Origin of the sequence: Kushneria halocnemicola, from assembly GCF_965650455.1 — a bacterium.
Lineage (GTDB): Bacteria > Pseudomonadota > Gammaproteobacteria > Pseudomonadales > Halomonadaceae > Kushneria.
Map to the genome: position 1 here is coordinate 3,216,344 of NZ_OZ287968.1, position 25,294 is coordinate 3,241,637.

27 protein-coding genes are annotated in these 25,294 nt (G+C 62.0%); 18 read left to right on the forward strand and 9 right to left on the reverse strand.

Going from position 1 to position 25,294, the window contains the following annotated elements; all coding sequences use genetic code 11:
- Position 1 precedes the first annotated feature (1 nt).
- Positions 2 to 721, reverse strand: coding sequence for a GNAT family N-acetyltransferase (locus ACS92L_RS14515; RefSeq protein WP_438765792.1), 720 nt, complete (start codon positions 719 to 721; stop codon positions 2 to 4).
- The gene (locus tag ACS92L_RS14520) at positions 718 to 1,176 is read right to left on the reverse strand and encodes a GNAT family N-acetyltransferase (protein WP_438765793.1); all 459 of its coding nucleotides are present in this window, start codon (positions 1,174 to 1,176) and stop codon (positions 718 to 720) included. Before ACS92L_RS14520 ends, ACS92L_RS14515 begins: the two co-directional genes overlap by 4 nt.
- 90 nt (positions 1,177 to 1,266) lie before the next feature.
- Between ACS92L_RS14520 and ACS92L_RS14525 the strand changes: the two genes are divergently transcribed.
- The 4 genes from ACS92L_RS14525 (at position 1,267) to ACS92L_RS14540 (ending at position 4,846) form a co-directional block, all read left to right on the forward strand.
- Positions 1,267 to 2,733: a PLP-dependent aminotransferase family protein gene (locus ACS92L_RS14525; RefSeq protein ID WP_438765794.1), complete on the forward strand. Its 1,467-nt coding sequence runs from the start codon at positions 1,267 to 1,269 to the stop codon at positions 2,731 to 2,733.
- A gap of 47 nt (positions 2,734 to 2,780) precedes the next feature.
- Positions 2,781 to 3,050 (forward strand): DksA/TraR family C4-type zinc finger protein, encoded by a 270-nt coding sequence (locus ACS92L_RS14530; RefSeq protein WP_438768495.1) that lies wholly within the window; start codon positions 2,781 to 2,783, stop codon positions 3,048 to 3,050.
- A gap of 127 nt (positions 3,051 to 3,177) precedes the next feature.
- The gene (locus ACS92L_RS14535) at positions 3,178 to 3,387 is read left to right on the forward strand and encodes a hypothetical protein (protein WP_438765795.1); all 210 of its coding nucleotides are present in this window, start codon (positions 3,178 to 3,180) and stop codon (positions 3,385 to 3,387) included.
- The gene (locus ACS92L_RS14540; RefSeq protein WP_438765796.1) at positions 3,380 to 4,846 is read left to right on the forward strand and encodes a sodium:solute symporter family protein; all 1,467 of its coding nucleotides are present in this window, start codon (positions 3,380 to 3,382) and stop codon (positions 4,844 to 4,846) included. The genes ACS92L_RS14535 and ACS92L_RS14540 overlap by 8 nt, the downstream gene beginning before the upstream one ends.
- A gap of 70 nt (positions 4,847 to 4,916) precedes the next feature.
- Here the strand turns inward: ACS92L_RS14540 and ACS92L_RS14545 are convergent, their stop codons facing one another.
- The 3 genes from ACS92L_RS14545 to ACS92L_RS14555 form a co-directional block, all read right to left on the reverse strand.
- Entirely contained in the window at positions 4,917 to 5,597 is a 681-nt protein-coding gene (locus ACS92L_RS14545; RefSeq protein WP_438765797.1) for an alpha/beta hydrolase, read from the reverse strand.
- 213 nt (positions 5,598 to 5,810) lie between these two features.
- Entirely contained in the window at positions 5,811 to 6,476 is a 666-nt protein-coding gene (locus ACS92L_RS14550) for an alpha/beta hydrolase (protein ID WP_438765798.1), read from the reverse strand.
- A gap of 98 nt (positions 6,477 to 6,574) precedes the next feature.
- A complete protein-coding gene (locus ACS92L_RS14555) occupies positions 6,575 to 7,480 on the reverse strand; it encodes a LysR family transcriptional regulator (protein ID WP_438765800.1) in 906 nt (301 codons plus the stop codon).
- A gap of 115 nt (positions 7,481 to 7,595) precedes the next feature.
- Here ACS92L_RS14555 and ACS92L_RS14560 point away from each other — a divergent pair, with 115 nt between their 5' ends.
- The 10 genes from ACS92L_RS14560 (at position 7,596) to ACS92L_RS14605 (ending at position 15,104) form a co-directional block, all read left to right on the forward strand.
- Complete coding sequence (locus ACS92L_RS14560) at positions 7,596 to 8,018, forward strand: YqcI/YcgG family protein (RefSeq protein WP_438765801.1); 423 nt, start codon at positions 7,596 to 7,598, stop codon at positions 8,016 to 8,018.
- Positions 7,913 to 8,194 carry a YqcI/YcgG family protein gene (locus ACS92L_RS14565; RefSeq protein WP_438765802.1) on the forward strand — a complete coding sequence of 94 codons (282 nt, stop codon included), beginning with the start codon at positions 7,913 to 7,915 and terminating at the stop codon, positions 8,192 to 8,194. The genes ACS92L_RS14560 and ACS92L_RS14565 overlap by 106 nt, the downstream gene beginning before the upstream one ends.
- Positions 8,191 to 8,817 carry a LysE family translocator gene (locus ACS92L_RS14570; protein WP_438765803.1) on the forward strand — a complete coding sequence of 209 codons (627 nt, stop codon included), beginning with the start codon at positions 8,191 to 8,193 and terminating at the stop codon, positions 8,815 to 8,817. Before ACS92L_RS14565 ends, ACS92L_RS14570 begins: the two co-directional genes overlap by 4 nt.
- Positions 8,818 to 9,105: 288 nt before the next feature.
- Positions 9,106 to 9,393 carry a DUF4235 domain-containing protein gene (locus ACS92L_RS14575; protein ID WP_438765804.1) on the forward strand — a complete coding sequence of 96 codons (288 nt, stop codon included), beginning with the start codon at positions 9,106 to 9,108 and terminating at the stop codon, positions 9,391 to 9,393.
- 218 nt (positions 9,394 to 9,611) lie between these two features.
- Entirely contained in the window at positions 9,612 to 9,794 is a 183-nt protein-coding gene (locus tag ACS92L_RS14580) for a hypothetical protein (protein ID WP_438765805.1), read from the forward strand.
- Positions 9,791 to 10,558 (forward strand): metal ABC transporter ATP-binding protein, encoded by a 768-nt coding sequence (locus tag ACS92L_RS14585; protein ID WP_438765807.1) that lies wholly within the window; start codon positions 9,791 to 9,793, stop codon positions 10,556 to 10,558. The genes ACS92L_RS14580 and ACS92L_RS14585 overlap by 4 nt, the downstream gene beginning before the upstream one ends.
- Positions 10,555 to 11,436, forward strand: a complete 882-nt coding sequence (locus tag ACS92L_RS14590; protein ID WP_438765809.1) for a metal ABC transporter permease — start codon at positions 10,555 to 10,557, stop codon at positions 11,434 to 11,436. Before ACS92L_RS14585 ends, ACS92L_RS14590 begins: the two co-directional genes overlap by 4 nt.
- 176 nt (positions 11,437 to 11,612) lie before the next feature.
- Entirely contained in the window at positions 11,613 to 12,626 is a 1,014-nt protein-coding gene (locus tag ACS92L_RS14595; protein ID WP_438765811.1) for a metal ABC transporter solute-binding protein, Zn/Mn family, read from the forward strand.
- A gap of 135 nt (positions 12,627 to 12,761) precedes the next feature.
- Entirely contained in the window at positions 12,762 to 14,240 is a 1,479-nt protein-coding gene (locus tag ACS92L_RS14600; RefSeq protein ID WP_438765813.1) for a protein adenylyltransferase SelO, read from the forward strand.
- Positions 14,241 to 14,294: 54 nt separating this feature from the next.
- Positions 14,295 to 15,104, forward strand: a complete 810-nt coding sequence (locus ACS92L_RS14605) for an SDR family NAD(P)-dependent oxidoreductase (protein ID WP_438765815.1) — start codon at positions 14,295 to 14,297, stop codon at positions 15,102 to 15,104.
- Here the strand turns inward: ACS92L_RS14605 and ACS92L_RS14610 are convergent.
- Positions 15,101 to 16,135: an oxidoreductase gene (locus ACS92L_RS14610; protein ID WP_438765817.1), complete on the reverse strand. Its 1,035-nt coding sequence runs from the start codon at positions 16,133 to 16,135 to the stop codon at positions 15,101 to 15,103. The two genes, ACS92L_RS14605 and ACS92L_RS14610, sit on opposite strands and share 4 nt — an antisense overlap.
- Before the next feature lie 92 nt (positions 16,136 to 16,227).
- Here ACS92L_RS14610 and ACS92L_RS14615 point away from each other — a divergent pair, with 92 nt between their 5' ends.
- The 3 genes from ACS92L_RS14615 to ACS92L_RS14625 all read left to right on the forward strand — a co-directional run bounded on the left by ACS92L_RS14615 (position 16,228) and on the right by ACS92L_RS14625 (position 19,870).
- A complete protein-coding gene (locus ACS92L_RS14615; RefSeq protein WP_438765819.1) occupies positions 16,228 to 17,037 on the forward strand; it encodes a TraX family protein in 810 nt (269 codons plus the stop codon).
- 25 nt (positions 17,038 to 17,062) lie between these two features.
- Positions 17,063 to 17,935 carry a M23 family metallopeptidase gene (locus ACS92L_RS14620; protein WP_438765821.1) on the forward strand — a complete coding sequence of 291 codons (873 nt, stop codon included), beginning with the start codon at positions 17,063 to 17,065 and terminating at the stop codon, positions 17,933 to 17,935.
- Positions 17,936 to 18,094: 159 nt separating this feature from the next.
- Positions 18,095 to 19,870, forward strand: a complete 1,776-nt coding sequence (locus ACS92L_RS14625) for a methyl-accepting chemotaxis protein (protein ID WP_438765822.1) — start codon at positions 18,095 to 18,097, stop codon at positions 19,868 to 19,870.
- A 30-nt stretch (positions 19,871 to 19,900) separates the two neighbouring features.
- Here ACS92L_RS14625 and ACS92L_RS14630 read toward each other — a convergent pair whose 3' ends face one another.
- A complete protein-coding gene (locus ACS92L_RS14630) occupies positions 19,901 to 20,344 on the reverse strand; it encodes a hypothetical protein (RefSeq protein ID WP_438765823.1) in 444 nt (147 codons plus the stop codon).
- Between the two features lie 132 nt (positions 20,345 to 20,476).
- The gene (locus tag ACS92L_RS14635; protein WP_438765824.1) at positions 20,477 to 21,640 is read right to left on the reverse strand and encodes a phosphoglycerate kinase; all 1,164 of its coding nucleotides are present in this window, start codon (positions 21,638 to 21,640) and stop codon (positions 20,477 to 20,479) included.
- A gap of 429 nt (positions 21,641 to 22,069) precedes the next feature.
- Between ACS92L_RS14635 and ACS92L_RS14640 the strand changes: the two genes are divergently transcribed.
- Positions 22,070 to 23,122: a class I fructose-bisphosphate aldolase gene (locus tag ACS92L_RS14640; RefSeq protein WP_438765825.1), complete on the forward strand. Its 1,053-nt coding sequence runs from the start codon at positions 22,070 to 22,072 to the stop codon at positions 23,120 to 23,122.
- 110 nt (positions 23,123 to 23,232) lie between these two features.
- Here the strand turns inward: ACS92L_RS14640 and tkt are convergent, their stop codons facing one another.
- Positions 23,233 to 25,227: a transketolase gene (gene tkt, locus ACS92L_RS14645; RefSeq protein WP_438765826.1), complete on the reverse strand. Its 1,995-nt coding sequence runs from the start codon at positions 25,225 to 25,227 to the stop codon at positions 23,233 to 23,235.
- Positions 25,228 to 25,294: the final 67 nt, after the last annotated feature.

Consider the following 25,294-nt stretch of genomic DNA (forward strand, 5'->3'; position numbering starts at 1 on the left):
CTTATTCCTCCTGCAGTACACGCGCGGTCAGCCTCGACAGTGCCTGTTGCTGGCGTCCCTGAGCATCAAAATTATCCGGTGCCAGCCACTGCCTGTGCGCGCAGGCAATAGCTGGCCACTCATGGTCGAGCAGGGCAAACCAGCTCGTATCGCGATTACGCCCCTGCACGACCCGGTGCTGTCGAAACAGACCTTCAAAACGGAAACCAAGCCTTTGGGCGGCGCGTCGGGACGGCGCATTGAGCGCGTCACATTTCCACGCCACGCGGCGATAGCCCAGCGTAAAAGCGTGATCGATCAGCAGATGCAGCGCCTCGGTGGCCATTCGAGTGCCCGCCATTTTTGTGGAAAAGCTCAGATGGCCCAGTTCGATCGTGCCGTGCTCGGGAGTAATGTTGAGCCAGGCGGCCACGCCCAGTGCTCGGTCACTGTCTTGATCCACAAGCGCCATGAACATCGGATCGCAGGACACCGCCTGACGCGAAAGCCATTCAAGACAGCTATTCCGGTCAGTAAAGGGGCGCCCGCCGAGATAAATCCAGCGTGATTCATCGTCCGCCTGCCAGGCGTTGAACAGTGCCTCACCGTGATCGGTCGCGCTCAAAGGCACGACCCGGCAGTAGTGTCCTTCAAGCGTTTCAGGGCCGGGCACGGGCGGCGGCTGCCAGTCCTCGATCGGGTTGCCCACCGGAGCAGGAGAAGGTTCAGGAGGTAATGTCATGAACGTGCCCCCGTCAGGGAGAGCATATAGGTGTCGAAATCGTCACTCTTCTGCCAGCCCAGCGCTTCATACAGCGCCTTGGCGGCATGGTTGTGGGTCTGAGTGCGCAGCATCAGCGAGGTGACGCCCTGCTCACGGGCCAGGTTGGCGGCGGCCTGCATCAGTGCTCGGCCGATACCACGCCCACGCGCATGTGGCGCCACGAACAGGTCATTGAGCAGCCAGCGCGAAGAGAGACTCACGGTGGAGAACACCGGGTAGAGCTGCACGAAGCCTTCCGGGCCGTGGCCGGTGTCGTGCACCAGCAGACAGGAATCGCCGTGCTCAAGACGCTCATAAAGAAAGGTGCGACAGGCCGCCTCGTCACTGCCCTGTTGATAAAACATTCGATAACCGTCCAGCAGTACAGTCAGGGCATCGAGGTCATTGAGTGTGGCAGGTCGAATAGCGGACATGGTGACTCCAGCGGTGGGTGACGTGCTGTCATCGTGACCGCATACTGGTTCTTCCATAAGGTCCAGTTTCAGGAAAATCAGGAGAACCGGTTGAGCCGACGTGCGCGCGCATCATGGGTCATCGAGGCACTGGCCATTCGCCTGTCACAGGACCGTGAACCGGGGCTGAGTCAGGTGCTGTATAGCGCCCTGCGCGGCTGGATCGAGACCGGCGAACTTGCCGCCGGTGAGGCGCTGCCGTCTTCCCGACAAATGGCGCGTGAGCTGGGCGTCGCGCGCAACACGGCACTGGCCGCGCTGGACCGGCTCGCGGCGGAAGGCCTGTTGGTCACCCGCCCCGGTGCGGGGCTGTCCGTGGCCCGGCTGGCGCTTGCCGAGGCGGTACATCAGGCGCCGGGGGCGCGGCGGGAGGCGGGTCTTTCCTGCCGGGGCGATCGCCTGCTGGCGGCCTGCGCCCCGTCAGGCGGTGGCCACCGAGCCTTCGCCCCCGGCATTCCGGCGCTGGATCTCTTTCCCCGCGCGCAGTGGCAGCGCCTGCTGCGCCGCCATCAGCAGCGTGCCCCCGAATCTTGGCTGGCCTATCAGGCCGGCGGCGGGGTGGCGGCGCTGAAAATCGCGCTGTGTGACTATCTTCGCCTGTCGCGGTCGGTGCGCTGCACGCCGGATCAGATTCTGATCACTCAGGGGGCGCAGCAGGGCTTTGAGCTGATCGCGCGGCTGCTGGCCGACCCCGGTGACCGTGCCTGGATCGAGGAGCCCGGTTATGGCGGAGCGAAAGTGGCGCTGACGGCGGCGGGGCTGTCGCTGGTGCCGGTGCCGGTCGATGCAGGCGGCATCGATCCACAGCGTGCTCCCAACGGATCGACGCCAAAGCTGATTTACGTCACACCCTCGCATCAATATCCATGTGGGGTGACGCTGAGCCTGGCGCGGCGGCTGGCGCTTCTGGAAACGGCGCGGGCGCAGGGCGCCTGGATCATCGAGGATGATTACGACAGCGAGTTTCGCTACAGCTCACCGCCGCTGGCCTCGCTGCAGGGGCTGGTGGATCAGGCCCCGGTCATCTATGTAGGCACCTTCAGCAAGGTGCTCTATCCGGGACTGCGGCTCGGGTATCTGGTGCTGCCATCAGATCTGGTCGAGCCCTTTCAACGCGCCAACGCCAGGCTCAACCGGGAGGGGCAGTATGTGGCTCAGGCGGCACTGGCCGAGTTTATCGAACAGGGGCATTTTTCCCGTCATGTGGCGCGCATGCGGCGGGCGTATCGCACTCGTCAGGCGGCGCTGCGTGAGGCGCTAAAGCCCGCGACCGTTGAGGGGCTCACGCTCTCCGACGGCCATGCCGGCATGCATCTGCTGGCCGGGCTTGATAATTCGCTACAGGAAAAAGCGCTGGTCGAGGCAGGCCACGCCCAGGGCATTCAGCTCTCGCCGCTGTCGCGTTATTTTACGGGCACGGCGCTACAGGCCGGGCTGGTACTGGGCTATGCTGGTAGTCATGAGGAAGAGATTGCCCGGGCCGGCGGCTGGCTGACGCGGGCGTGGCAGGGCCTTTAATGGCGAAATCTTCAATGCTCGGTTTTTCAGCATCAGGGGAGAGCATCATGGCCGGCGGCTGGACACGAGATGGCGCAGTACAGGATCAGATTGACGATACCGTGGAAGAGGGCGTGGCGCGGGCGCGCAGCCATCTGGTTAACCAGGGCGAGAGCCTGACGCACTGCGAAGAGTGTGAGGCGCCCATTCCCGAGCGCCGGCGCGAGCTGGTCCCCGGCGTTCGATTGTGTGTGAACTGCCAGGCCGAAGAGGATCGCCATACCAGCCGGACGTCAGGCTTTAACCGGCGCGGCAGCAAGGACAGCCAGCTGCGCTGACAGGACGCTTGATTCAAGGACCGGGCCGATGAGCCCGGTTTTTTTCACATCTTACGCTTTTTGCTTATTTCGAGCATAAGGGCGTCGCGCTATGCTGGCGTCTCATCATCAAGCGCGAGGGAACGAGATGGCCACGTCACGCTGGGTCGGCGTCATGGCACTGTTGATCATGATCGCTGTTGTGGTGCCCTTTACGCTGCTGTCGCAGGTGCATGCCTGGTATGGCAGCTTTCTGCTCTGGAGCGTCATGGGCGTGTTGGTCATCGCGATCAATGCGCGGGTCACGCGTCACTTTCGAGCATCAGACAGGCACGGCCGGGGCGACCGGCATGAGTGAGTCGTTGATCTGGAGCGCGGTGGGGCTTTATCTGGTGGTGTCGCTTGTCGTGGCGTGGCGCTCGCGGCAGGGCCAAGGCACCGGCATGGCCGACTATTTTCTTGGCAATCGCCAGATGGGCGGGGTGGTCTCGGCGCTGAGCTACAGCGCGACCACCTACAGCGCCTTCATGATGGTGGGGCTGGCCGGGCTGACCTACGCCGGTGGCGTGGGAGCGCTGGGCTTCGAGATTCTCTACTTTGCCGGGGTGTCGCTGGTGGCGGTCTTTGGTCCACGCTTCTGGGCGGTGGGACGCCACTTCGGCTTTGTCACGCCGGCGGAGATGCTGGGGCATCGCTACGAGAGCCGCGGCGTAAGCATTGCGGTGACGCTGACCAGCTGTCTGTTTCTGATTCCCTATGCCTCGGTGCAGCTGGCAGGCGTGGGCTATCTGCTCTCCGGCATGAGCGGTGGCGCCGTGTCGTTTACGACCGGTGTGGTCGTGGCCACGATTCTGGCAATTCTCTTCTCGCGCATTGCCGGCATGCGCTCGGTGGCCTGGACCGATTCGCTGCAGGCCCTTTTCATGATCGTGGCCTCGACGCTGGTGGCGCTTTTGGTCGTGCATGAACTGGGCGGGTTCGGCGTGCTTTTTGACCGGCTGGCCCGTGAGCATCCGCAGTCGCTGGTGGTGCCGGGCAACGGCGTATTCAGCCTGGTCAACTTTCTGGGCCTGACCCTGCCGTGGTTCTTTTTCAGTCTCTCCAACCCGCAGGTGAGCCAGCGCCTGTTCATGCCAAAGGATCTGGGTGCCATGCGGCGCATGCTGCTGGGCTTTCTGGTGTTTGGCCTGATCTATACCCTGGTGTCGGTGCTGTGGGGCTTTTCGGCGCTGGTCGCCTTTCCGGACCTTGCCAGCGCCGATCTCGCCACGCCGACGCTTCTGGCATCTCATCATGTGCCGCCGGTGCTGGGGGTGATCGTGATGGTGGGCATTCTGGCCGCGGCGGTATCGACGATTGATTCCATCATGCTGACGCTGGCCTCAATGATCGCGCGCGATATCCGGGCGCCTTCAACGGGGGAGGCCGGCGAGCAGGCTCAGCTCAGGCTGGGCAAATGGGTCATGCCCGTGATTGCGCTGATCGCGCTGGGCTTTGCCGAGCTGCGTCTGGATCTGATCGCGGTGCTGTCGGTGGCCTCCTCCAGCGGGCTGGTAGTGGCCGTACCCGCTATCGTGGGGGCGTTTTTCTGGTCCCGCGCCACGGCAAGTGGGGCGCTGGTCAGTATTGTGGTCACCGGCGCACTGGTGCTGGCAGGGTTTGTCACCGGCATCAAACCGCTGGGTCTGCCGCCGGGGCTCTGGGGGTTGCCACTCGCGGCGCTTTTATACGTCGCTACAAGCCTGGCGACCCGGCCGCCCCGCCATGGGATGCAGTTTATGCAGATCGCCGCGGGCCGGGGGCAGGACGACGGCTGAAACGACAGGCGCCGCCTCAATGGGCGGCGCTATCAAAGTGCTATCGCATGCGTCCATTGGACGGCGCGAATCAGGCGACCAGGCGGGTGCGAATCAGCCGCGTGACCAGCCAGGCGCGCAGCTGGGAGAGCTCGTCGGCGCAGAATTCGTTGCCCATGGCGTGGGCGTGATAGTCGACGCTGTAGCCCATGCGGATAAACGCTTCACTGCGCTGACGGGCGGCCGCTTCACCGATGACCGGGTCCTGGCGACCGTGATGCATGGTGATCAGCAGATGCCGGTTGGCGTTATGGGTGGTGGACGGCATCGCGCCCAGCGCGGTGGAGAGCATCATCAGTCCGCCCAGCCCCTTGCGATAGCCCAGAGCGGTGTGGGCGGCGATATCCGCGCCCTGACCAAAGCCGCCCAGAATGATGCGGCTGGCATCAATGCCGTCGGCCAGCGCGCTGTCGATGCGCATCTCGACCTGACGCACGGCGTCGACCATCTGCTGCTGGGCGTGGCCGCTGACAACCTCGCCGGGGGCGGCGTCATACCAGGCGCTGGCACGCGCGCCTTCACGGCATTCCAGCTGGCGAATCGGCGCGCCGGGCAGCACGAAGCGCACGGCGCTGTTGGCCGGCAGGGCGAGGGCATGGAACAGCGGTTCGAAGTCATAACCGCTGCCGCCCTGACCGTGCAGGAAAATGACGCAGGCATCCGCCGGACGACCGCTGGCGGGTTCGATGATCGAAGACTGGGCAAAGGACATGTCGACACCTTGGGAGACGATGAAAGCGATGTCCCAAGGATGACGCCGGCGCCGTCTCATATCCGTGCCGTAAAAGGCGATCAGCCCTGTCGGCGCCGTGTTTAAGCGCCCCGGCATGGCAGGCATGGGTTTTCTGATGCTTGGCATGAAAGCCATTGCCTGTCTTCCGGCGCCGCGCGGTTGAAGGTCCTCATCCGTACGGGCGGGAAGACCTTATTGACCCAGTCGCGCCAGCAGCCACTCACGAATCGCCGGGACCTGATCGGCGCTGATGGTATGGGCCATCGGCCAGGTACGGTACTCCACGTCGTAGCCCATGTCGGTCAGGCGCTGCGCGGCGCGCTGGGCGAGTGTCTCATCGACGATCGGGTCCTGGGTGCCGTGGTGGATCTCGATGGGCGTGTCGCGGTTGGCGGCGTCCGTATCGATGCTTTCGGCGGTGGCAAAGTAGGTCGACATGGCCAGCACCCCGGCCAGCGGTTCGGGATAGGTCAGCGCCGCTTCATAGGCGACCGCGCCGCCCTGGGAGAAGCCGGCCAGCACGATGCGGCGGCTGTCGATGCCGCTGGCGATCTGCTCATCGATCAGGCGTTGAATGCGCTTCGCCGAGTCCCTGAGCTGGTCTTCATCGATCTCGCGCTCCAGTGCCATGCTGGTGATGTCATACCAGGCCGGCATGGCCATGCCGTTGTTGACGGTGACCGGCAGCACGGGGGCGTGGGGGGAGACAAAGCGCACCGCCAGATCGGCTGGCAGCGACAGCGCCGGGATGAGCGGGTCGAAATCGTGCGCGCTGGCGCCCAGTCCGTGCAGGATGATGACCACGGCGGTGGCTGGTGTCTGTTCGGGTTCGAAGATGACGGGGGGCTGTTCGCTCATGAAAGGTCCTGTGGGTCGGCAAGGGAATTACTGGATGGTGCGCGACAGCGGCGGGGCTGTCCATGAGCCCATGATGCAGGTTTGTCAGTTGACTGCATTTAACGCAGACATTCGATTTCCTGCGGTATGGAACAAGGGGAGTTTTTTAAAAGCCATTGATAAAGCAGGTCGATATTTTTTTTACCGGGTGAGCCTGTTGGCCAGACAAGATAATAGCCATCACCGGTGGCCACTGCCTGATCAAATGGCAGCATCAATAAACCTGTATTGATAGCATCCATGCTTAAATACAGATCCCCAACTGAAACGCCGTATCCGCTGATGGCTGCCATATTCCCTTGCTCGAGAGTATCGAATACTTTTCCCTGATGAATATTGAAGTCGGGAAACATGGACGTCCGCTTCAGCCACCGTCTCCAGTCACGGCGGTCAGGGGATGGATGAATTATGTCGCAAGAATGAATGCTGTTAATTACGCGATCGATAATTTTGGGTGAACAAACAGGAATAAGCCATTCTTCAAACAATAAACGGCTTTCAGTCCCGGTGCCAAAATGACCATCGCCCAATAATATGGCGCAGTCGTAAGGCTCTTTACTGAAATCCACCGTATCAGTATCCATCCAGACGCTTGATGCTTCTACCACAGGCGTTGAGTAAACCTCACGAAACCCATTGAGCACATCCAGTAACCATCGCATCGTCAGGGTCGAGGGCGCCTTGAGGCGCAATGCCCGGTTTCCGCCACGAAATGAATGGCAGGCCTGCTCGATGCGCTCAAAGCCTTCCGTCAATTGATCCGCCAGCACCCTGCCGGCATCAGTAATCTGTACCCGTGGCCCGTGTCGCCTGAAGAGTTCACATCCACACCACGACTCCATGGTGCGAATATGCCGACTGACCGCACCGGCTGTAACGTTCAGATCGTCTGCCGCTTTGCTGAAAGAGCCCAGTCGGGCTGCCGCCTCAAACGCGCGCAGTGCATACAGGGGTGGTAGAGCCACGGCAATTTTCCACTTTGAGTTTTACTCACATTCAATCGCAGCTTTTTTCGTTTTTCAACTTGATAGTCACTTTTGATAATGCACCAAATGCCGGTTCCGAAATAAAGAAAACTTGATGTTTGATGCACTATTAAATGATGGAGAAGTATTTAAACAAGGCAGTCTGAAAATAATATCGAAGAGTTGTGTTGGAATCGGTGAGCATGATTGGCGTGTTGATGGTTGTCACGATATTAAACAGTCGCTGACCGACAAGGCATTTCCCTGTCTATTCGGTCGTTGCGCCTTTCGATCCGGTACCACACTGTTTTCATTTATTGGCGATGACAATATGGAAACGGATATTGTCAATTGCATGAAACGGTATGTTGAGTTTGTCGAACACACATCCATTGAAGACAGGCTCTTCAGCCCTCTGATCGTGATGTTTGAATGCTCGTTCTGCAAGACCCTGCAGGAATCTGGCAGGACAATAACAACCCCAGGAGCCACTTCGACGTGGTGGCAAGTCAGAAAAGCCTCAAGGGCGTCAGGGTAAGGAATCAGATTCGAAAGCGTAGCCAGGCCTACAATGACGGCCACATCTCTGACGCGCTGGGATTTTACGACGACGCTGACAATCTTGAATGGAAGCAATATCAGCTTAGAGAGCCCGGGACGCCTGCTCTTGAGTCCTGCCCACTTCTAATAAGAGACGAGGATAATCAACAATGAACCTGGCGCTTCTTGGCACCTATGTGCTGGCTATCCTGATGCTATTGCTGACCCCCGGGCCTGTTGTCGCTCTGATCACCGGCACGGCCGCACGCCACGGTAGTCGACAGGCGCTTCTGACGGTGGTGGGGACCAATCTGGCGTCTCTGGTGCTGATTGCCCTGGCGGCATTGATGCTGGCCGGCGTCGTGTCCATTTCTTCCAACGCTCTCTATGTGTTGGGTATTGCCGGATCTTTATATATTGGCTGGGAAGCCCTTTGCAGCCTGATCAGCTTTACGAACGAGTCTCCGGGCGCACCACAGAGACAATCTGCCAGAAGTGGGTTCAGAGGCGGTTTTTTGGTGGGCATTTCCAATCCCAAGGATATTCTGTTCTTCGCATCCCTGTTCCCGCAGTTTATTGCCATCACGCAGGATTTCTCCACCAGCATCATGACGTTATCCATCATATGGATTGTGCTGGATATCGCCATTCTATCCCTGTACATTTTTACCGTAAGAAGTCTGTTCTCGGCACGGTACAGCACCCATATCGACATACTCTCATCGCTCTTTCTTCTTGCCGTGGCGATCTTCGGACTGATTTACAATGTCGGTAAACTGATGACTTCCCTTTCATAATCGCATCTGCCGGCTCAGCTGCGCCGGGGGCGCTTGAACATCAAACACTCTGGCGGGCCTGGGCGCCAATGATCCTGTAGATCCAATATTCCCTCATGCCTTCATACCCCAACCTCTTTTTTACCGTCGCAAATAGACCCATGCGCCGAAGTATCATGTGTATGCCATTAACGTTCGTGAATATCGTAAAAGAATGCGGGCGCACAAATGCCGCGATCAGGTGGTGGCATCAAAGGGGATCGGCCAGGCTTGAAGGGCTGTCACTGATCACTTGAACGGAATACTGCCATGAAACCTCATACCTTCTGGACCATTGTGGGCACCGCGACGGCGGGCGTTACGGGCGTACTGATGCGTCAGGCCATGAAAAAAAGCTTTCGCTACGGCGTTTTCGAGCCGCCCGTCAATCCCGATCGAGAGGATATCGAGTGGCGCCAGGCCATTTTGTGGGGCGCTGCCAGTGGCATGGTTGTAGGGGCGGCAAGGATCGTGGGGTGGAAGGTGGCCTCGGCCGGCTTGCGGCGGACCCGCCGGTCACATCGCGGGCAGCGGCTGCTGGCGCGCATCGAGGACTGACACTTGAGGTGCCCGGGCGATGGCTCTGCCGGCTGACGGCCCGAAGGGGCATCTCTTGAGCAGGCCGACACGGGCGCCCTGAGCCGATGCACTCACAGGGTGTGTTCACGTGGCGCAGAGCGATTGCGCTGTTGTGTTTCGCATGCAATGATACTTTATAACATCCCCGGATGCCGGGCGGTTATCCGCCCCGCATCCTGTCGTCATGGAATCACATCGTGTCTCGTCACTTATCTTCTATGGATGATTCGCCGGGCGCTGCACGCTCGCGCGATGATCATGTCATGCGCCGCTGCCGACGCTCCGTTCTGGCGTCTTCGGTGGGCTGGCGGCTGCTGCTGGCCGCCGTGGGTCTGGTCGGGCTCTGGACCATGGTGCACTGGGCGGTGGCCGTCCCATGAGTGGCCCGGACACTCGGGGCGCCCCCATTCATCTGGACAACCTGACGGTCACCTACCAGCGCCATCCGGCCGTGCATCACGTAACCGGCAGTTTCGAGGCCGGCAGTCTGACCGCCATCATCGGCCCCAACGGCGCCGGCAAGTCCACTCTGATCAAGGCGCTGACCGGCACCATGGCCGCCTCGGAAGGGCGCATCGACCGGGCCGGCATGGCGGCCAGCCGCTACGGCTATCTGCCCCAGGCCGCCGAGGTCGATCGCAGCTTCCCCTTGAGCGTGTTCGATACCGTGGCCATGGGGGACTGGCACCGCCTGGGCGTGTTCGGCGGCATGAAGCGCCGGGACGTCACCCGCGCGCTCGAGGCGCTCGACAAGGTTGGGCTGAGTGGTTTCGAACAGCGCCGCATCAGCGAGCTCTCCTCCGGTCAGTTCCAGCGCGTGCTGTTTGCCCGGCTGCTGCTGCAGGATGCGCCGGTCATCTTGCTGGATGAACCCTTCAACGCCATCGATGAGCGCACCACCCGTGACCTGCTGGCGCTGATTCGTCACTGGCACGAGCACGGCCGCACCGTCATTGCGGTGCTGCACGACATGTCCCAGGTGCGTCAGTGCTTCCCGCAGACGCTTTTAATGGCCCGCGAGGCGATCGCCTGGGGGCCGACCGAGTCGGTGCTGCAGCCTCACAACCTGCGTCGGGCCAACATGATGGAAGAGTCCTGGCACGAGGATGCCCATACCTGTGCGATTCACGAGGAGCAGGCATGAACCTTCCTTCGATGATCTATGACGCCACGCTCGCCCCCTTTGTCGATTTCGGCTTCATGCGCCGGGCGCTGGTCGCCTGCATGGCACTGGGGCTGGGATCGGGGCCGGTGGGCGTTTTGTTGATGCTCAGACGCATGAGTCTGGTCGGTGACGCCATGAGCCACGCCGTGCTGCCGGGGGCCGCGGTTGGCTTTCTGGTCGCGGGGCTGTCGCTGCCGGCGATGGGGCTGGGTGGTCTGATCGTGGGATTGGCCGTGGCGCTGCTGTCGGGGCTTGTCAGCCGCACGACGGCGGTGCGGGAAGACGCAAGCTTTGCCAGTTTCTATCTCACCTCGCTGGCCGCGGGCGTGTTGATCGTCTCGCTCAAGGGCTCAAGCGTGGATCTGCTGCACGTGCTCTTTGGCACGATTCTGGCCATCGATCAGGACGCGCTCTATCTGATCGCCGGTATCTCCTCGCTGACGCTGATTCTGCTGGCGCTGATCTATCGACCGCTGGTCATGGAGTGCTTTGACCCGGGCTTTTTACGCGCCGTCGGCGGGCGCGGGCATCTCTACCACGTGCTCTTTTTGCTGCTGGTGGTGCTTAATCTGGTCGCCGGTTTTCAGTCGCTGGGCACGCTGATGGCGGTGGGGCTGATGATGCTGCCGGCCGTGGCGGCGCGGTTCTGGGCGGTGAGTCTGCCGGGCATGATGTTCAGCGCCATGCTGGTGGCCTTTCTGGCCGGCATCATCGGGCTCAATATCTCCTTTCATACCGGCGTGGCCTCGGGGCCGACGATTGTGCTCTCGGCCAGCGGGATCTATCTGCTGTCGTTTCTGTTCGGGCGGCTGGGCATCGTGCGCCAGCGGCTGTCACGGCCGCATCTGGCCGGGTAGGCTCTGTCTGAGAAGTGCCTGCGCTCGACAATACGGTGTTAAAAATTGGCTCAGAATACTCATTTACACCTCGTAAACTCCGTTTCTTCGCCAGTTTTTGCCTTGTCTTGTCTTCGCTCACCGACTTTTCAGACAGACCCTGGTCCGGCGTTGTCACTGTCAAAAGGAGAACAAGCATGAACGTCAGAATCTGGTGGGCCGGGGCTGCAATGCTGGCACTGTCACCGCTGTCGGCCGCGGTGGCGCAGGCCGCCGAGGTCAAGGCGGTGGCCTCTTTTACCATTCTGGCCGATGTGGTCAGTGAAGTCGGCGGTGACCGCGTTGAAGTCTCGAGTCTGATCGGCACCAACGGCGACCCGCACGCCTACGAGCCTACCCCCAGCGATGTGCGCCGGGTGCGCGACGCCGACGTGGTGTTCATGAGCGGGCTCGGCCTTGAAGGCTGGATGGGGCGGCTGATTGCGACCTCCGGTTTCAAGGGGGCGCCGGTGGTGGTCTCCGAGAACATCCATACCCGCGAGATGGGTGATGAAGGCCACGATCACGGCGAGGGCCACGGTCACGGTGAGGGGCATGGTCATGACAGTGATCACCATGCAGATGATGACCACGGGCATGACGAGGCGCACGGCGGCGGCCATCACCACCATCATGACGGCCCCGACCCGCACGTCTGGAACAGCCCGGCCAATGTCGAAGTGTGGGTTGATAACATCGTGGCGGCGCTGTCCGAGGCGGACCCGGCCGGGGCTGACGCGTACCGTGCCAACGGCGATGCCTACAAGGAAGAGCTCGAGTCGCTGGATGACTACGCCCGTGAGCAGATCGAGGGCGTTCCCGAAGCGCAGCGCCGGATCCTGACCTCCCATGACGCCTTCGGCTATTTCGGCGACCGCTATGGGGTGACCTTTCTGTCACCGCTGGGGACGACCACCGACAGCGAGGCCTCGGCCCGCGATGTGGCTGCGCTGATCACCCAGATGAAGGAGGAACATATCGGCAGCTACTTCTTTGAAAACTCCAACGACCCGCGCCTGGTCGAGCAGATCGCCAATGCCGCGGGCGCCGAGCCGGGCGGCGAACTCTACGTGGAGGCGCTCTCCGATGCCGACGGCCCGGCCGCGACCTACGCCGAGATGTTTCGCTTCAACGTTGATCAGATGGTCCGCGCCATGAAGCAAAACGACTGATCCCGGCGTTTTGACCGGCGTGTTCAGGGCCCGGCCTCCGAAGGGAGCGCCGGGCCCTTGCGTTGGTGATGTTCTACCCTTTCCTGTTCGGACGGATCATTTCATCAATACGCGGCGTTTGCCGCTGGAGTCACCATGTTTCCGACCTTTACCCTGCGCTATTCGCAACTGCCCTCGCATTTTTATGAGCCCTTCACCCCGGTAATGGTTGAAAAGCCCGAGCTGGTCGCGTTTAACCGACCGCTTGCCGAGACGCTGGGCTTTGATCTCTCCGCCTTTGATGAACAACAGGCGACCGACTGGTTTTCCGGCAACGAGGTGCCCGAGGGCGCCGAGCCGGTCGCTCAGGCCTACGCCGGCCACCAGTTCGGCGGCTTCTCGCCGCGGCTGGGTGATGGCCGGGCGGTACTGCTGGGCGAGGTGACCGACCGCGACGGGCGGCTGCGGGATATCCAGCTCAAGGGCAGCGGCCGCACGCCATTTTCCCGCGGCGGCGATGGCCGCGCGCCGCTGGGGCCGGTGCTGCGCGAGTATCTGCTCAGCGAGGCGATGCACGTCATGGGCATCCCTACCACGCGGGCGCTGGCGGCGGTGACCACCGGTGAGCGGGTCATGCGGCGCATGCCCGAGCCCGGTGCGGTGCTCACGCGGGTGGCCTCGAGCCATATCCGGGTCGGCACCTTTCAGTACTTCGGCTCGCGCCACGACTTTGAGGCTGTCAAAACGCTGGCCGATCACGTGATCGAGCGCCACTACCCCGAGCTGCTTGAGACGCCCGAGCAGGATCGCTATCTGGCGCTTTTGAAAGCGATCCAGCAGCGTCAGGCCGAGCTGGTGGCGCGCTGGATGGGCGTGGGCTTCATTCACGGCGTGATGAACACCGACAACACCTCGATTGCCGGCGAGACCATCGACTTTGGCCCGTGTGCGTTCATGGAGCGGTATGACCCGGGCACGGTGTTCAGCTCGATCGATACCGGCGGGCGCTACGCCTACGTCAATCAGCCGGTGATTTTGCAGTGGAACATGGCGCGTCTGGGCGAGGCGATGCTGCCGCTGTTCGATGAGGACGAGCAGCGCGCCATCGAGCGGGCCACCGAGGTGGTGCAGGGCTTCTCCGAGCAGTACCACACGGCCTGGCTTGCGGTCATGCGTGACAAGATCGGTCTTCGACATCATGAAGAAGACAATGATCAGGAGCTGATCGAGGCCCTGCAGGAGGCCATGCGCGTCGGGCGTGCCGACTTTACCCTGACGTTTCGTCAGCTCGGCGAGTGCGCCCGCGGTGAGGATGGCGATGCGTCGCTGCTGGCGCTCTTTGAACAGGACGCCGACATTCGCGACTGGCTGTCGCGCTGGCGTCAGCGTCTAACCCGCGAGGGGGCCGATGGTGACGAGATCGCGCGTCACATGCATGCGGTCAACCCGCTCTACATCCCGCGCAACCACCAGGTCGAGCAGGCGCTGAGTGCGGCCGCCGAGGGCAACTTCGAGCCGTTCGAGACGCTGCGCGAGATTCTCGCCCGGCCGTTTGACGAACAGCCCGGGCGGGAAGCCTGGACGCTGCCGGCCGGACCCGACGAAGCCGTATTTCGTACCTTCTGCGGCACGTAAACGCGTGGCCGCGAAGACATACGTAGTTAGAGAAAAGGACAAGAGGAGACAGGGATGACGACATCGAACAGGACGTTCGCACTGGTGACCGGTGCCACCAACGGCATCGGTCTGGAACTGGCCAAATGTTTTGCCAATGACGGTCATGACCTGTTGATCGTCTCCCGGGGCAGCCATCTGGAGGAGACGCGCAAGCTGCTGGAAGGCTATGGCGTTTCGGTGACCACCTGCGCCGCCGATCTGACCCGGTCTGATGAGGTCGATAAGGTCCATCAGGCCGTGATCGACAGCGGTCGCACGCTCGATGCCGCCGCGCTCAATGCGGGTGTGGGGCTGGGCGGCGCCTTTGTGAATGGCACCGCCCTTGAAGACGAGTTCTCGCTGATCCAGATCAACGTGATGTCAACGGTGCAGCTCACCAAGCGGCTGCTGCCGGCCATGGTCGAGCGCGGCGAAGGGAAGCTTTTGCTGACATCCTCCATCTCGGGCACCACGCCGATTCCGTTTGAGGCCGTCTATGGCGCTTCCAAGGCGTTTATCAATTCGTTTTTCTACGCGGTGCGCAACGAGATCCAGGGCAGCGGGGTGCAGATGACGCTGCTGCTGCCCGGGCCGACCGAGACCAACTTCTTCCACCGCGCCGGTCAGGATGAGACCGAAGTGGGCGCGATGGAGAAGTTTGCCCCGGCCGATGTGGCGCGAGATGGCTACGTGGCCCTGATGAGCGGCCATGACACCGCCTACGGCGGCGGCCACTCGGTGGAGTATGAGGCCGAGGTGCTCAACCGCATGGAGAGCGAGCCGCAAAAGGCCCAGCGCCATCGGCTCATCTCGGCGCCGGGCTCGGCCGGGCGTTCGCGCTAGTCAAGCGACACTTCGCGCCCGCTGGCGCTGCTCTCGTGGGCGGCGTCGATCACGCGCATCACCTCAAGCGCCTGCTCGGGGGTGACCGCAAGGTCCGCCTCGCCGTTCAGGTGTGCAACGAGATTGTCGTAGTAGGCGCGGTAGTCGCCGCGGGCGTTGTTGATGCTCTCCTGCTCGCCGGTCTCGCCCTGATACAGCACCCCGCGCACCGGGTCTTCGCCCCAGCCGGGCTGGCCCGGGGTACCGCCGTCGCGCAGGGTCTGCTCCTGGGTATCGATGCCATGCTTGATATACGAGGCGCGGGTCCCGTCGACGGCGTAGCGCAGGCTGTTACAGGCGCTCAGGGCGTGGCTTGAGAGCACCACCCGGTGATGGTCATAGCGCAGCAGCACATGGAAATAATCCACCGCGCCGCCGCCGGGGCGCAGCGTGGCCAGGTCGGAGTAGACGGCCTGTGGCGTGCCGAACAGCGTGAGCGCCTGATCGGCCAGATGCGCGCCCAGATCATACCAGGCGCCGCTGCCGGGGCCGGGGCGCTCGCGCCAGCGGTCGCGTACTTCAGGGCGAAAGCGATCAAAGTGCATATGACAGCGGGTCACCGACCCCAGGCGGTCGGTGTCCAGCAACGCCTTGAGGGTCAGAAAGTCCGCGTCCCACCGGCGGTTCTGGAAGACGCTGAAAACTCTGTCATGATGGCGGGCGCAGGCCGTGATACGTTCAAGCTCTTCACCGTCAAGCGCCACGGGCTTGTCGATGACCACATGCTTGCCGGCCTCGAGCGCTGCCACGGCAAGGTCTGCATGGGTATCGTTGGGCGTGGCGATGACGATCAGATCGACCGTCGGGTCACCCAGGGCCTGTTCGGCGGCCGGATAGACCTCGATGTCGGGCAGTTCGGCGTGAACGTCGTCAGGCCGACTGGAAACCACGCCGCCAAGCGTCATGCCGTGGGTGTGTCGAATCAGGGGCGCATGGAAAACGCGCCCGACCAGCCCGAAGCCGATGATCACGGTCCTGAGAGGGGAGGGCATGGACTGCCTCCGAGTTGTCCTGTGGATTGGTGCCGCGCCATTCGCGGCCTGTGGTGTCACTTCTGCCAACCTGACCAAATGATGGAGCGCGCATGACCGAATCAACCGCCGGTGTCGGGACATCGGGGCGCAGAGCCGTTCTGTCCCGCTGGACGGACTGGGGCAAATGGCTGGCCCTGATCTCGATGACCGTGGATCACGTGGTGCGCTATGCGCTGTCCAACGAACTCTCCTGGCAGTTCGGCTGGGCCAGTTCCACCATCGGGCGGGTCGCGTTTCCGCTGTTTGCCGCCATGGTGGCCTGGCACGGGCTTTTCGATACCCGCAATCCCATGCGCTATGCGCGCCGCATCCTGATCATCGGTCTAATCGCCCAGCTACCCTATATGCTGATGCCGCGCTACTCCAGCGTGCTGGTGATCAACGTGTGCTTTACGCTGGCCTTTGGGCTGGTGTGGGGCGCCTGGCTGCGTCAGCTTCTCGTGTCACCGCCCGGAGAGGGTCGTGCCCGGGTCATCACGGCCGCGGGCGTGGCGCTTTCTCTGATCGTCTGGTACACCGTGGGGCCATTGCTGGAGTACGGCCGCTTTGGCCTTTTGATGGTGCCGGGATTCATGCTGGCGATGGCGTGTTATCAGCACTTTGATCACGGCGTGGCGCGCATCTGGGCCTGGCTTGCCGGCGTGCCGATCCTTTTGATCACGGCCCAGCTCAACATCTATACGATCAGCAAGACCGTGGCGTTTTCGACCACGCTGGTGGTACTGGTAATCGCCGCGGGTCTGGCGCGCTGGATACCCGGCGTTATGCGCATGCCGCGCTGGCTGTGGCTGTCCTGGTATCCCGGGCATCTGGCCCTGATTGCGCTGATCGTTTATCTCCCCTATATGCTGCCTGCCTGACAATTTTTTAAAAGCGAGTGATGCCATGTCCCTTGATGCCACGATGTCGATAACCGCTCTGCGACGCGCCCTGTCGAAGCTGCTGCCGGCCCTGGTGATGACTGCCGCCTTCATGGCCCAGCCCGCCATCGCCGAGACGCCGGTGCCCATCGTCTTTCCCGAGCAGGTTCAGCAGGGCAGCATGGTGATCGGTCGGGTGCCGCCCGGCAGTCAGGTGACCCATGCCGGGCGCACGCTGGGCGTGACCGACTACGGCACGGTGGTGTTTGGTATCGGTCGCGAGGCCGAAGGCACCAGTGAAGTAAGTGTGACGCCGCCGGGCGGGCAGGCGCGCACGGTCGGCATTCGGGTCACCGAGCGCGATTTCCCCGTCGAGCGCATTAACGGCGTGCCGCCAAAGACCGTGTCACCGCCGCCGGAGATCGCCGAGCGCATTCGTCGTGAGCAGGCCGGCGTCAGCCAGGCGCGCACCCGCGACGAGCGGATCACCGACTTCGCCGAGGACTTTATCTGGCCGGTGAAGGGGCGAATCAGCGGGCGCTTTGGCAATCAGCGCGTCTATAACGGCACGCCCGGCTCGGCGCATTCGGGCATGGATATCGCGGCCGCGACCGGCACGCCGGTCAAGGCACCCGCTGGCGGCATCGTGACCTTTGCCAACCCGGATCTGTATCTGACCGGGGGCACGGTGCTGATCGATCATGGCTACGGTATCAGCTCCAACTTCCTGCATCTGTCAAAGCTGGATGTGGCGGTGGGCGATCGCGTGGCGCAGGGGGATGTGATCGGTGAGGTAGGCGCGACCGGCCGTGCCACCGGCCCGCATCTGCACTGGGGCATGAACTGGTTTGATACCCGTATTGACCCGCTGCTGGTGCTGGAGCGCCAGCAGGGATAAACAGGCTTTTGATATTTCGACAAGATGGCGGTCTTTATGACCGCCATGCGTTTTTTGAATGGCAGGAACTCTTCAGTTCAATGGCCGTCATGGCGATAACCTCTGTCCTTATGTATAGCGCGTTAATTAATAGTGCCTTAATAAAGACAGGTGGCTCATATGGCAATGGCGTCAGGCGTCTCAACTCTTTCAAACATGCGTGTGCGTACTCGCATGATACTCGGCTTCTCTGCCGTGCTCTTTTTGATCGTATTGCTGACCGCCATCGGGGTATGGCGGGTCGGCGAGATCGATCGTGGGCTGGCTCGCATCAATGACATCAACAGCGTTCAGCAGCGCCACGCCATCGATTTCCGGGGCAGCGTGCATGACCGGGCCATTGCGCTGCGGGATGCCACGCTGGTCAGTGATGGCGATCTGCCACGAGTCATCGCACGAATCGATAAACTAACGGCCGACTATCAGGCCGCAGCCGCCGGCATGGCCATTATGGCCTCGGATGCCGAGAATTTTTCAGCCGATGATCAGCGCCTTCTGACCGGCATCAACGCTGTTCATGATCGCACCATGCCGCTGATCGATCGCGTGCTCGCCGCACGCCGGGCCGGTGATATCGAGGGCGCTCGGGCCCTGCTGCTGTCGCAGGCGGCCCCGGCCTTTAACGACTGGCTGGCCTCGATCAATGCCTTCATCGACTATCAGGAAGCCACGAACCAGGCCGAGGCGGGTGTGGTACGCGGCATCAGCGGTGGCTTCAAGGCCACCATGATCACCCTGTGCGCGCTGGCGGTGCTTTTGGGCATCGTGATTGCCACGCTGATTACACGCGGGCTTTTGAAAACGCTGGGCGCCGAGCCCGGTGAGGTGCGGGCGCTGGCCGAGGCGATCGGCCGTGGCGAGCTTGATGTCTCACGCAGGGCCTATGGTGAACACGATCGCAGCATCATGGCGGCCCTGAGCCGCACAACCGACCGGCTGCAGGAGACCGTGGCCAATGTTCGCCGCACCGCCCATGAAGTGTCTCATGCCAGTGGCCGCATCGAGGATGGCAACAGCCAGCTCTCTTCGCGTACCGAGCAGCAGGCCAGTGCACTGGAGCAGACAGCCGCGGCCATGGAGGAGCTCAGCGCGACGGTACGTCAAAACGCTGACAACGCCCGTGACGCCGAACAGCTGGCCACCAGCGCCGCCGGTGTGGCCGAACGCGGTGGGGAGGTGTTCGGCAGCGTGGTGGTTACCATGAAAGAGATCAACGACGGCGCACGACGCATCGCCGAGATCATCAGCGTGATCGACAATATTGCCTTTCAAACCAATATTCTGGCCCTCAACGCCTCGGTCGAGGCGGCCCGGGCCGGCGAACAGGGGCGTGGCTTCGCGGTCGTGGCCGGCGAGGTCAGGAATCTGGCCAGCCGCAGTGCCGAAGCGGCACGTGAAATCAATGCGCTGATCTCGGCAAGCGTGACCCGCACCGAAGAGGGCACGGCACTGGTGGATCAGGCCGGTCAGACCATCGAGGAAGTGGTCACCTCCATCAAGCGTGTTCACCACATCATGGGCGATATCAGCCGTGCCAGCGCCGAGCAGAGCACCGGTGTCAGCCAGGTGGGTGAGGCCATCGGCCAGCTGGATCAGACCACACAGCACAACGCCCACATGGTCGAACAAAACGGTGAAGCCTCGCGCAGGCTGCATCAGCAGTCGCAGGCGCTGGTCGAGGCCGTCTCGGTCTTTCGTCTGGACTCTTCGGTAACGAAGGACGCCGCAGCCATCGAATCAAACAGGGCATTTGAGGCATCGACGCGACCGGCCCCGAAAGCGCTGGTATCAAGGGGTGTAAAAAAGACCGACGCCTCGACGGGCGTCAGTCTCCGGCCGGCAGCTTCTCGTGTCCCATCACGAAGCGAGACGGTCGAGGAGTGGGAAAGCTTCTAGATCAAGGCAAGGAAGATATCCGGGGAGCCGTCAGTCCGCGCTGTGTTTGTTCAGTGACTGACGGTACTGGCGAATCAGGCGCTTGATCAAAAGCGAGATCAGAAACACCAGCCAGCCCACCGTCATCAAAAGACAGGCCAGCGTCCATTGCTGGGCGTCGGGCAGAGTGCCCACCAGGCGTTCCAGCAGCCACCACAGGGGCGGGGCGAGCAGCAGGGGGGGATAGAGAATGTGCATCCACATTTCGGTGCGACGCTTTCTGACCCGGTAACGTGCCAGCGTGAGCTTCAGCGGCTGCCATAAAAGCGTTGTCAGGGCGCAGATCAGTACCACCAGGGTGGCCAGTAAAAAGACGAGACTGCTTTGATTGACCAGCGACCACTGAATGCTCCAGCCGTAGCCTACCCACAGGGCGCCTTCGAGCAGGGCGGCCGAATCGGGCCAGCTACCGGCATAAAAGAGTCGTTTGTTCATGGGTGGCCTGTTTTGCACTTTATCGCAGTGTATCGCCGCAGGGCCGTGACGGAAACATGATGACAAAGCGGTGTTACAAAAAGGGGCCCTGTTCTCGCAAAAGAACAGGGCCCCTGTCATGAGTGATGCCGTTTATTTCGCGGCGTCACGCAGGGCGCTGACGGCCGGCAGGGTCTTGCCTTCCACGTACTCGAGAAAGGCACCGCCGCCGGTGGAGATATAGGAGATATTGTCGGTGACGTCGTACTTGTCGATGGCCGCCAGGGTGTCACCGCCGCCGGCAATCGAGAAGCCGTCGCTGTCGGCGATGGCATGCGCCATGGCTTTGGTGCCGGCGCTGAACTGATCGATTTCGAACACGCCGACCGGACCGTTCCACAGGATGGTACCGGCTTCGCGCAGTGACGCGGCGTAGGTCTGCGCCGTTTGCGGACCGACATCGAGAATCATCTCGTCATCGCGCACTTCATCGACGTTGCGGGTAACGGCTTCGGCCTTGTCGGAGAACTCGGTGGCCACGACCACGTCGATGGGCAGCGGCACGTTGACCTTGTCCATCAGGGCTTTGGCCTGATCGACCAGGTCGGCTTCATACAGCGATTTGCCCACGTTATAGCCGGCGGCCGCGATGAAGGTGTTGGCGATCCCGCCGCCCACGATCAGCTGGTCGCACTTCTCGGACAGGGCGTTGAGCACTTCCAGCTTGGAGGAGACCTTGGAGCCGCCGACGATGGCCACCATCGGACGCTTCGGGGTGGCAAGGGCCTTTTCGAGCGCGTCCAGCTCCGAGGAGAGCAGCGGGCCGGCGCAGGCGTCCGGAGCAAAGCGGGCCACGCCATGGGTCGAGGCCTGAGCGCGGTGCGCGGTGCCAAAGGCATCCATCACGTAGACGTCGCACAGGCTGGCGTATTTTTTGGCCAGCGCTTCATCGTCCTTTTTCTCGCCCTTGTTAAAGCGCACGTTTTCCAGCAGCACGACCTCGCCTTCTTCTACCTCGGGGTCCTGCTCAAGATAGTCGCGCTCCAGGCGTACCGTCATGCCCAGAAGCTCGCCCAGGTGATTGGCCACCGGGGCCAGCGACTCTTCGTCGTTGGGCTCGCCTTCGGTCGGGCGACCCAGATGGCTCATCAGCATGATGCGCGCATTTTGTTCCAGGGCCGTGCGAATGGTGGGCAGGCTGGCACGAATGCGGGCATCCGAGGTGACCTTTCCATCCTTGATCGGCACGTTAAGGTCCTGACGAATCAGGACACGCTGGCCGGCGAGGTTGAGCTCGGACATCTTGCGCACGGTCATGTCGCTACTCCCGTATGAATGATAAGCGTTGAGCGGTAAGGGCAGCCCTGACGTTGCCTTCAGGTCTTCAGGACCGGTTTGAAAACTCTTCCCAGCATAGCAGGGACATGGAAAACGAAGACAGTCGCACCGCCTGCCATTATCGAGGGGCCGGCAGCCCTGACGGGTATGAGACTTTCGTCCAGGGGGCGAGGGCGGCGCACACCGCGGCCAAGTGGGGCGTGCCACCCACCCCGCACAATGAGGCGCAGTCATGGCGGCCTCGAGTACGTGGTTGTCCGTGACAGACATGCACTGCGGCGCCCTTCATGCGTGAATACTACTGACAAAACATGACATGAACTGCAACGTATAGTTGCTTATGCTGTTCAGGCCGCGGCATTGGCCTGCGGCAATGCAAAATCTTTCGTAGAAAAGAGGATGAAGATAATGACAGATATCGCCAGGCTGCTGGGAGAGGAAGCGGATAGCCTGTTGAACCATACCTGTGCCGGGTTCAGGAAAGAAGACCTGCACCTGCCGGGCCCCGATTTCGTGAATCGGGTCATGATGGACAGCAGCCGCTCGCCGCATGTACTGCGCAACATGCAGACCATCTTCAACCACGGCCGACTCGGTGGCACGGGCTATGTCAGCATGCTGCCGGTCGATCAGGGCATCGAGCACTCGGCCGGGGCCTCCTTTGCGCCCAATCCGCAGTACTTTGACCCGAAAAACATCGTTGAGCTGGCCATCGATGGCGGCTGCAACTGCGTGGCCTCCACGCTGGGCGTGCTGTCCTCGGTGGCGCGTCGCTACGCGCACCGCATCCCGATGATGGTCAAGCTCAACCACAACGAGACGCTGACCTATCCGGCCATCTACGACCAGACCATCTTTGCACAGGTCGAGCAGGCTCATGACATGGGCTGTGTCGCCGTGGGCGCCACCATCTATTTCGGTTCGCCGGAAAGCCGTCGCCAGATCCAGGAAATCAGCGAAGCGTTCGAGCGCGCGCACGAGCTGGGCATGGTCACCGTGCTGTGGTCCTACCTGCGTAACCCCGAGTTCAAGAAAGATGGTACCGACTACCACGTCTCTTCTGACCTCACCAGTCAGGCCGTCCACCTGGCCGCGACCATCAATGCCGACATCGTCAAGCAGAAGCTGCCGGAGAACAACGGTGGCTATCGTGCGGTCGGCTTCGGTCATACCCACGACCGCGTCTATGACGAGCTCGTCAGCGACAACCCGATCGACTGGGCGCGCTATCAGGTCGTCAACAGCTTCATGGGCCGTGCCGGGTTGATCAACTCCGGCGGTGGCTCCAAGGGCCATTCCGACATGGGTGAGGCCGTGCGTACCGCGGTCATCAACAAGCGTGCCGGCGGCATGGGTCTGATCTCCGGGCGCAAGGCGTTCCAGAAAACGCGCGAAGAGGGTGTGGCCCTGTTGAACGCGATTCAGGACGTCTATCTCGACAAGGACATCACCGTCGCCTGATCGCGATGTTGTGAGCGTCACGCAAAAGGGCCCGGCAAACAATTGCCGGGCCCTTTCTTTGGATCTGCCATCGCATCAGCCCCGGGCGGATACCCGGGACCGAGTCTCGATTACGCCTTGAGCATCTGCTCGGCGCGCTCGACGACCTTCTCTACCGTGAAGCCGAAGTGCTTGAACAGATCACCGGCCTTGCCGGACTCGCCGTAGGTGGTCATGCCGAACACGTGACCGTCCAGACCGACATACTTGTACCAGGTTGACGGAATCGCGGCTTCGATCGCCATGCGATTGCGCACCGACGGCGGCAGCACGGAATCACGATAGCCCTGATCCTGCTCATCGAACTTGGTGGTGCAGGGCATGGAGACTACGCGTACCTTCGTGCCCTTGCCTTCGATCTCTTTGGCGGCATCCATCGCCAGACCCACTTCGGAGCCGGTGGCGATCAGGATCATCTCGGGCTGACCGTCGCAGTCATGCAGGATATAGCCGCCGCGGCGGATGTTTTTCACCTGCTCATGATCGCGCGACTGCGCCGGCAGATCCTGACGCGAGAAGATCAGGGCCGTAGGGCCGGTTTCGCGCTCGAGACCTTCCACCCAGGACGCGGCGGTTTCGGTGGCATCGCACGGGCGCCATGTGGCCAGACCCGGCAGGTTACGCAGGTCGGCGAGCTGCTCGACCGGCTGGTGGGTCGGGCCGTCTTCGCCCAGACCGATGGAGTCGTGGGTAAAGACGTGGATGATGCGCGTGTGCGACAGGGCCGACATGCGTACGGCGTTGTGCATGTACTCCATGAACACCAGGAAGGTGGCGTCATAGGGAATGAAGCCGCCGTGGGTGGCGATGCCGTTGGCGATCGCGCCCATGCCGAATTCACGCACGCCGTAGTGCAGGTAGCTGCCGTCGAAGTTGTCCTTGCTGACCGCCTTGGCACCCTTCCACAGCGTCAGGTTGGACGGCGCCAGATCGGCGCTGCCGCCAAAGAGTTCCGGCAGATCCGGGGCCAGCTCGTTGAGCACGCCAAGGGAGGCCTTGCGTGAAGCGGTGGTCTCGGATTTTTCCTGCGCGCGCTGGATCAGGGCGTCGCCGTCAAAATTCTCCGGCAGTTCGCCGTTGTAGCGACGCTTGAGTTCTTTGGCCAGCTCCGGGTGGGCCTTTTCATACGCGGCCAGCTTCTGCTCGTATTCGTCTTCGAGCTGCTTGCCCGTCTCGCGAGCGTCCCACGCCTTGTAGATGTCATCAGGAATTTCGAACGCGCCGTGCTCCCAGCCCAGCTGCTTGCGAGCCGCTTCGACTTCCTCATCACCCAGGGCGGCGCCGTGGCTTTCTTCCTTGCCCGCCTTGTTGGGTGAACCAAAGCCGATCACGGTCTTGCAGATGATCAGGGTCGGCTTGTCGTTGACTTCTTTCGCTTCGCGGATGGCGGCGTCGATCTGTTCGGCGTCGTGGCCGTCCACGTCACGAATGACGTTCCAGTGATAGGCTTCAAAGCGCTTGGCGGTGTCATCGGAGAACCAGCCTTCAACTTCGCCATCGATCGAGATGCCGTTGTCGTCATAAAAGACGACCAGGTTGCCCAGCCCCAGATGGCCTGCCAGCGAGCAGGCCTCGTGGCTGACGCCTTCCATCATGCAGCCGTCACCGGCAAATACCCAGGTGCGGTGGTTGATGATCTCGTGACCATCACGGTTGAACTGGGCCGCCAGCGTGCGCTCGGCGACGGCCATGCCCACGGCATTGGCCAGCCCCTGACCCAGCGGCCCGGTGGTGGTTTCAATGCCCGGCGTGTAGCCGTGCTCCGGGTGACCCGGGGTCTTTGAGCCGAGCTGACGGAAATTCTTGAGCTCTTCCATCGGCAGCTCGTAACCGGTCAGATGCAACAGCGAATAGTGCAGCATCGAACCGTGACCGTTGGAGAGAATGAAACGGTCGCGCTCAGCCCAGTCCGGATTGGCCGGATTGTGTCTGAGGTGATCGTTCCAGAGCACTTCCGCGATATCAGCCATGCCCATCGGCATACCCGGGTGGCCGGAGTTGGCCTTCTGCACGGCATCCATCGAAAGCGCACGGACGGCATTGGCGAGGTGACGACGCGAGGTCATATCTGGGTAAACTCCTGCCTGCTGGTGGTTGTGAAAGGGGCCCTGGCATCATCGACCGGTTCAATGC

What these genes read in the sequence shown, in the direction of transcription:
- ACS92L_RS14515 (WP_438765792.1), bottom strand. Translation starts at nt 721, where the DNA reads ATGACATTACCTCCTGAACCTTCTCCTGCTCCGGTGGGCAACCCGATC.
- ACS92L_RS14520 (WP_438765793.1), bottom strand. Translation starts at nt 1,176, where the DNA reads ATGTCCGCTATTCGACCTGCCACACTCAATGACCTCGATGCCCTGACT.
- ACS92L_RS14530 (WP_438768495.1), top strand. Translation starts at nt 2,781, where the DNA reads ATGGCCGGCGGCTGGACACGAGATGGCGCAGTACAGGATCAGATTGAC.
- ACS92L_RS14535 (WP_438765795.1), top strand. Translation starts at nt 3,178, where the DNA reads ATGGCCACGTCACGCTGGGTCGGCGTCATGGCACTGTTGATCATGATC.
- ACS92L_RS14540 (WP_438765796.1), top strand. Translation starts at nt 3,380, where the DNA reads ATGAGTGAGTCGTTGATCTGGAGCGCGGTGGGGCTTTATCTGGTGGTG.
- ACS92L_RS14545 (WP_438765797.1), bottom strand. Translation starts at nt 5,597, where the DNA reads ATGTCCTTTGCCCAGTCTTCGATCATCGAACCCGCCAGCGGTCGTCCG.
- ACS92L_RS14550 (WP_438765798.1), bottom strand. Translation starts at nt 6,476, where the DNA reads ATGAGCGAACAGCCCCCCGTCATCTTCGAACCCGAACAGACACCAGCC.
- ACS92L_RS14560 (WP_438765801.1), top strand. Translation starts at nt 7,596, where the DNA reads ATGTTTGATGCACTATTAAATGATGGAGAAGTATTTAAACAAGGCAGT.
- ACS92L_RS14565 (WP_438765802.1), top strand. Translation starts at nt 7,913, where the DNA reads ATGCTCGTTCTGCAAGACCCTGCAGGAATCTGGCAGGACAATAACAAC.
- ACS92L_RS14570 (WP_438765803.1), top strand. Translation starts at nt 8,191, where the DNA reads ATGAACCTGGCGCTTCTTGGCACCTATGTGCTGGCTATCCTGATGCTA.
- ACS92L_RS14575 (WP_438765804.1), top strand. Translation starts at nt 9,106, where the DNA reads ATGAAACCTCATACCTTCTGGACCATTGTGGGCACCGCGACGGCGGGC.
- ACS92L_RS14585 (WP_438765807.1), top strand. Translation starts at nt 9,791, where the DNA reads ATGAGTGGCCCGGACACTCGGGGCGCCCCCATTCATCTGGACAACCTG.
- ACS92L_RS14590 (WP_438765809.1), top strand. Translation starts at nt 10,555, where the DNA reads ATGAACCTTCCTTCGATGATCTATGACGCCACGCTCGCCCCCTTTGTC.
- ACS92L_RS14595 (WP_438765811.1), top strand. Translation starts at nt 11,613, where the DNA reads ATGAACGTCAGAATCTGGTGGGCCGGGGCTGCAATGCTGGCACTGTCA.
- ACS92L_RS14600 (WP_438765813.1), top strand. Translation starts at nt 12,762, where the DNA reads ATGTTTCCGACCTTTACCCTGCGCTATTCGCAACTGCCCTCGCATTTT.
- ACS92L_RS14605 (WP_438765815.1), top strand. Translation starts at nt 14,295, where the DNA reads ATGACGACATCGAACAGGACGTTCGCACTGGTGACCGGTGCCACCAAC.
- ACS92L_RS14610 (WP_438765817.1), bottom strand. Translation starts at nt 16,135, where the DNA reads ATGCCCTCCCCTCTCAGGACCGTGATCATCGGCTTCGGGCTGGTCGGG.
- ACS92L_RS14615 (WP_438765819.1), top strand. Translation starts at nt 16,228, where the DNA reads ATGACCGAATCAACCGCCGGTGTCGGGACATCGGGGCGCAGAGCCGTT.
- ACS92L_RS14620 (WP_438765821.1), top strand. Translation starts at nt 17,063, where the DNA reads ATGTCCCTTGATGCCACGATGTCGATAACCGCTCTGCGACGCGCCCTG.
- ACS92L_RS14625 (WP_438765822.1), top strand. Translation starts at nt 18,095, where the DNA reads ATGGCAATGGCGTCAGGCGTCTCAACTCTTTCAAACATGCGTGTGCGT.
- ACS92L_RS14630 (WP_438765823.1), bottom strand. Translation starts at nt 20,344, where the DNA reads ATGAACAAACGACTCTTTTATGCCGGTAGCTGGCCCGATTCGGCCGCC.
- ACS92L_RS14635 (WP_438765824.1), bottom strand. Translation starts at nt 21,640, where the DNA reads ATGACCGTGCGCAAGATGTCCGAGCTCAACCTCGCCGGCCAGCGTGTC.
- ACS92L_RS14640 (WP_438765825.1), top strand. Translation starts at nt 22,070, where the DNA reads ATGACAGATATCGCCAGGCTGCTGGGAGAGGAAGCGGATAGCCTGTTG.
- tkt (WP_438765826.1), bottom strand. Translation starts at nt 25,227, where the DNA reads ATGACCTCGCGTCGTCACCTCGCCAATGCCGTCCGTGCGCTTTCGATG.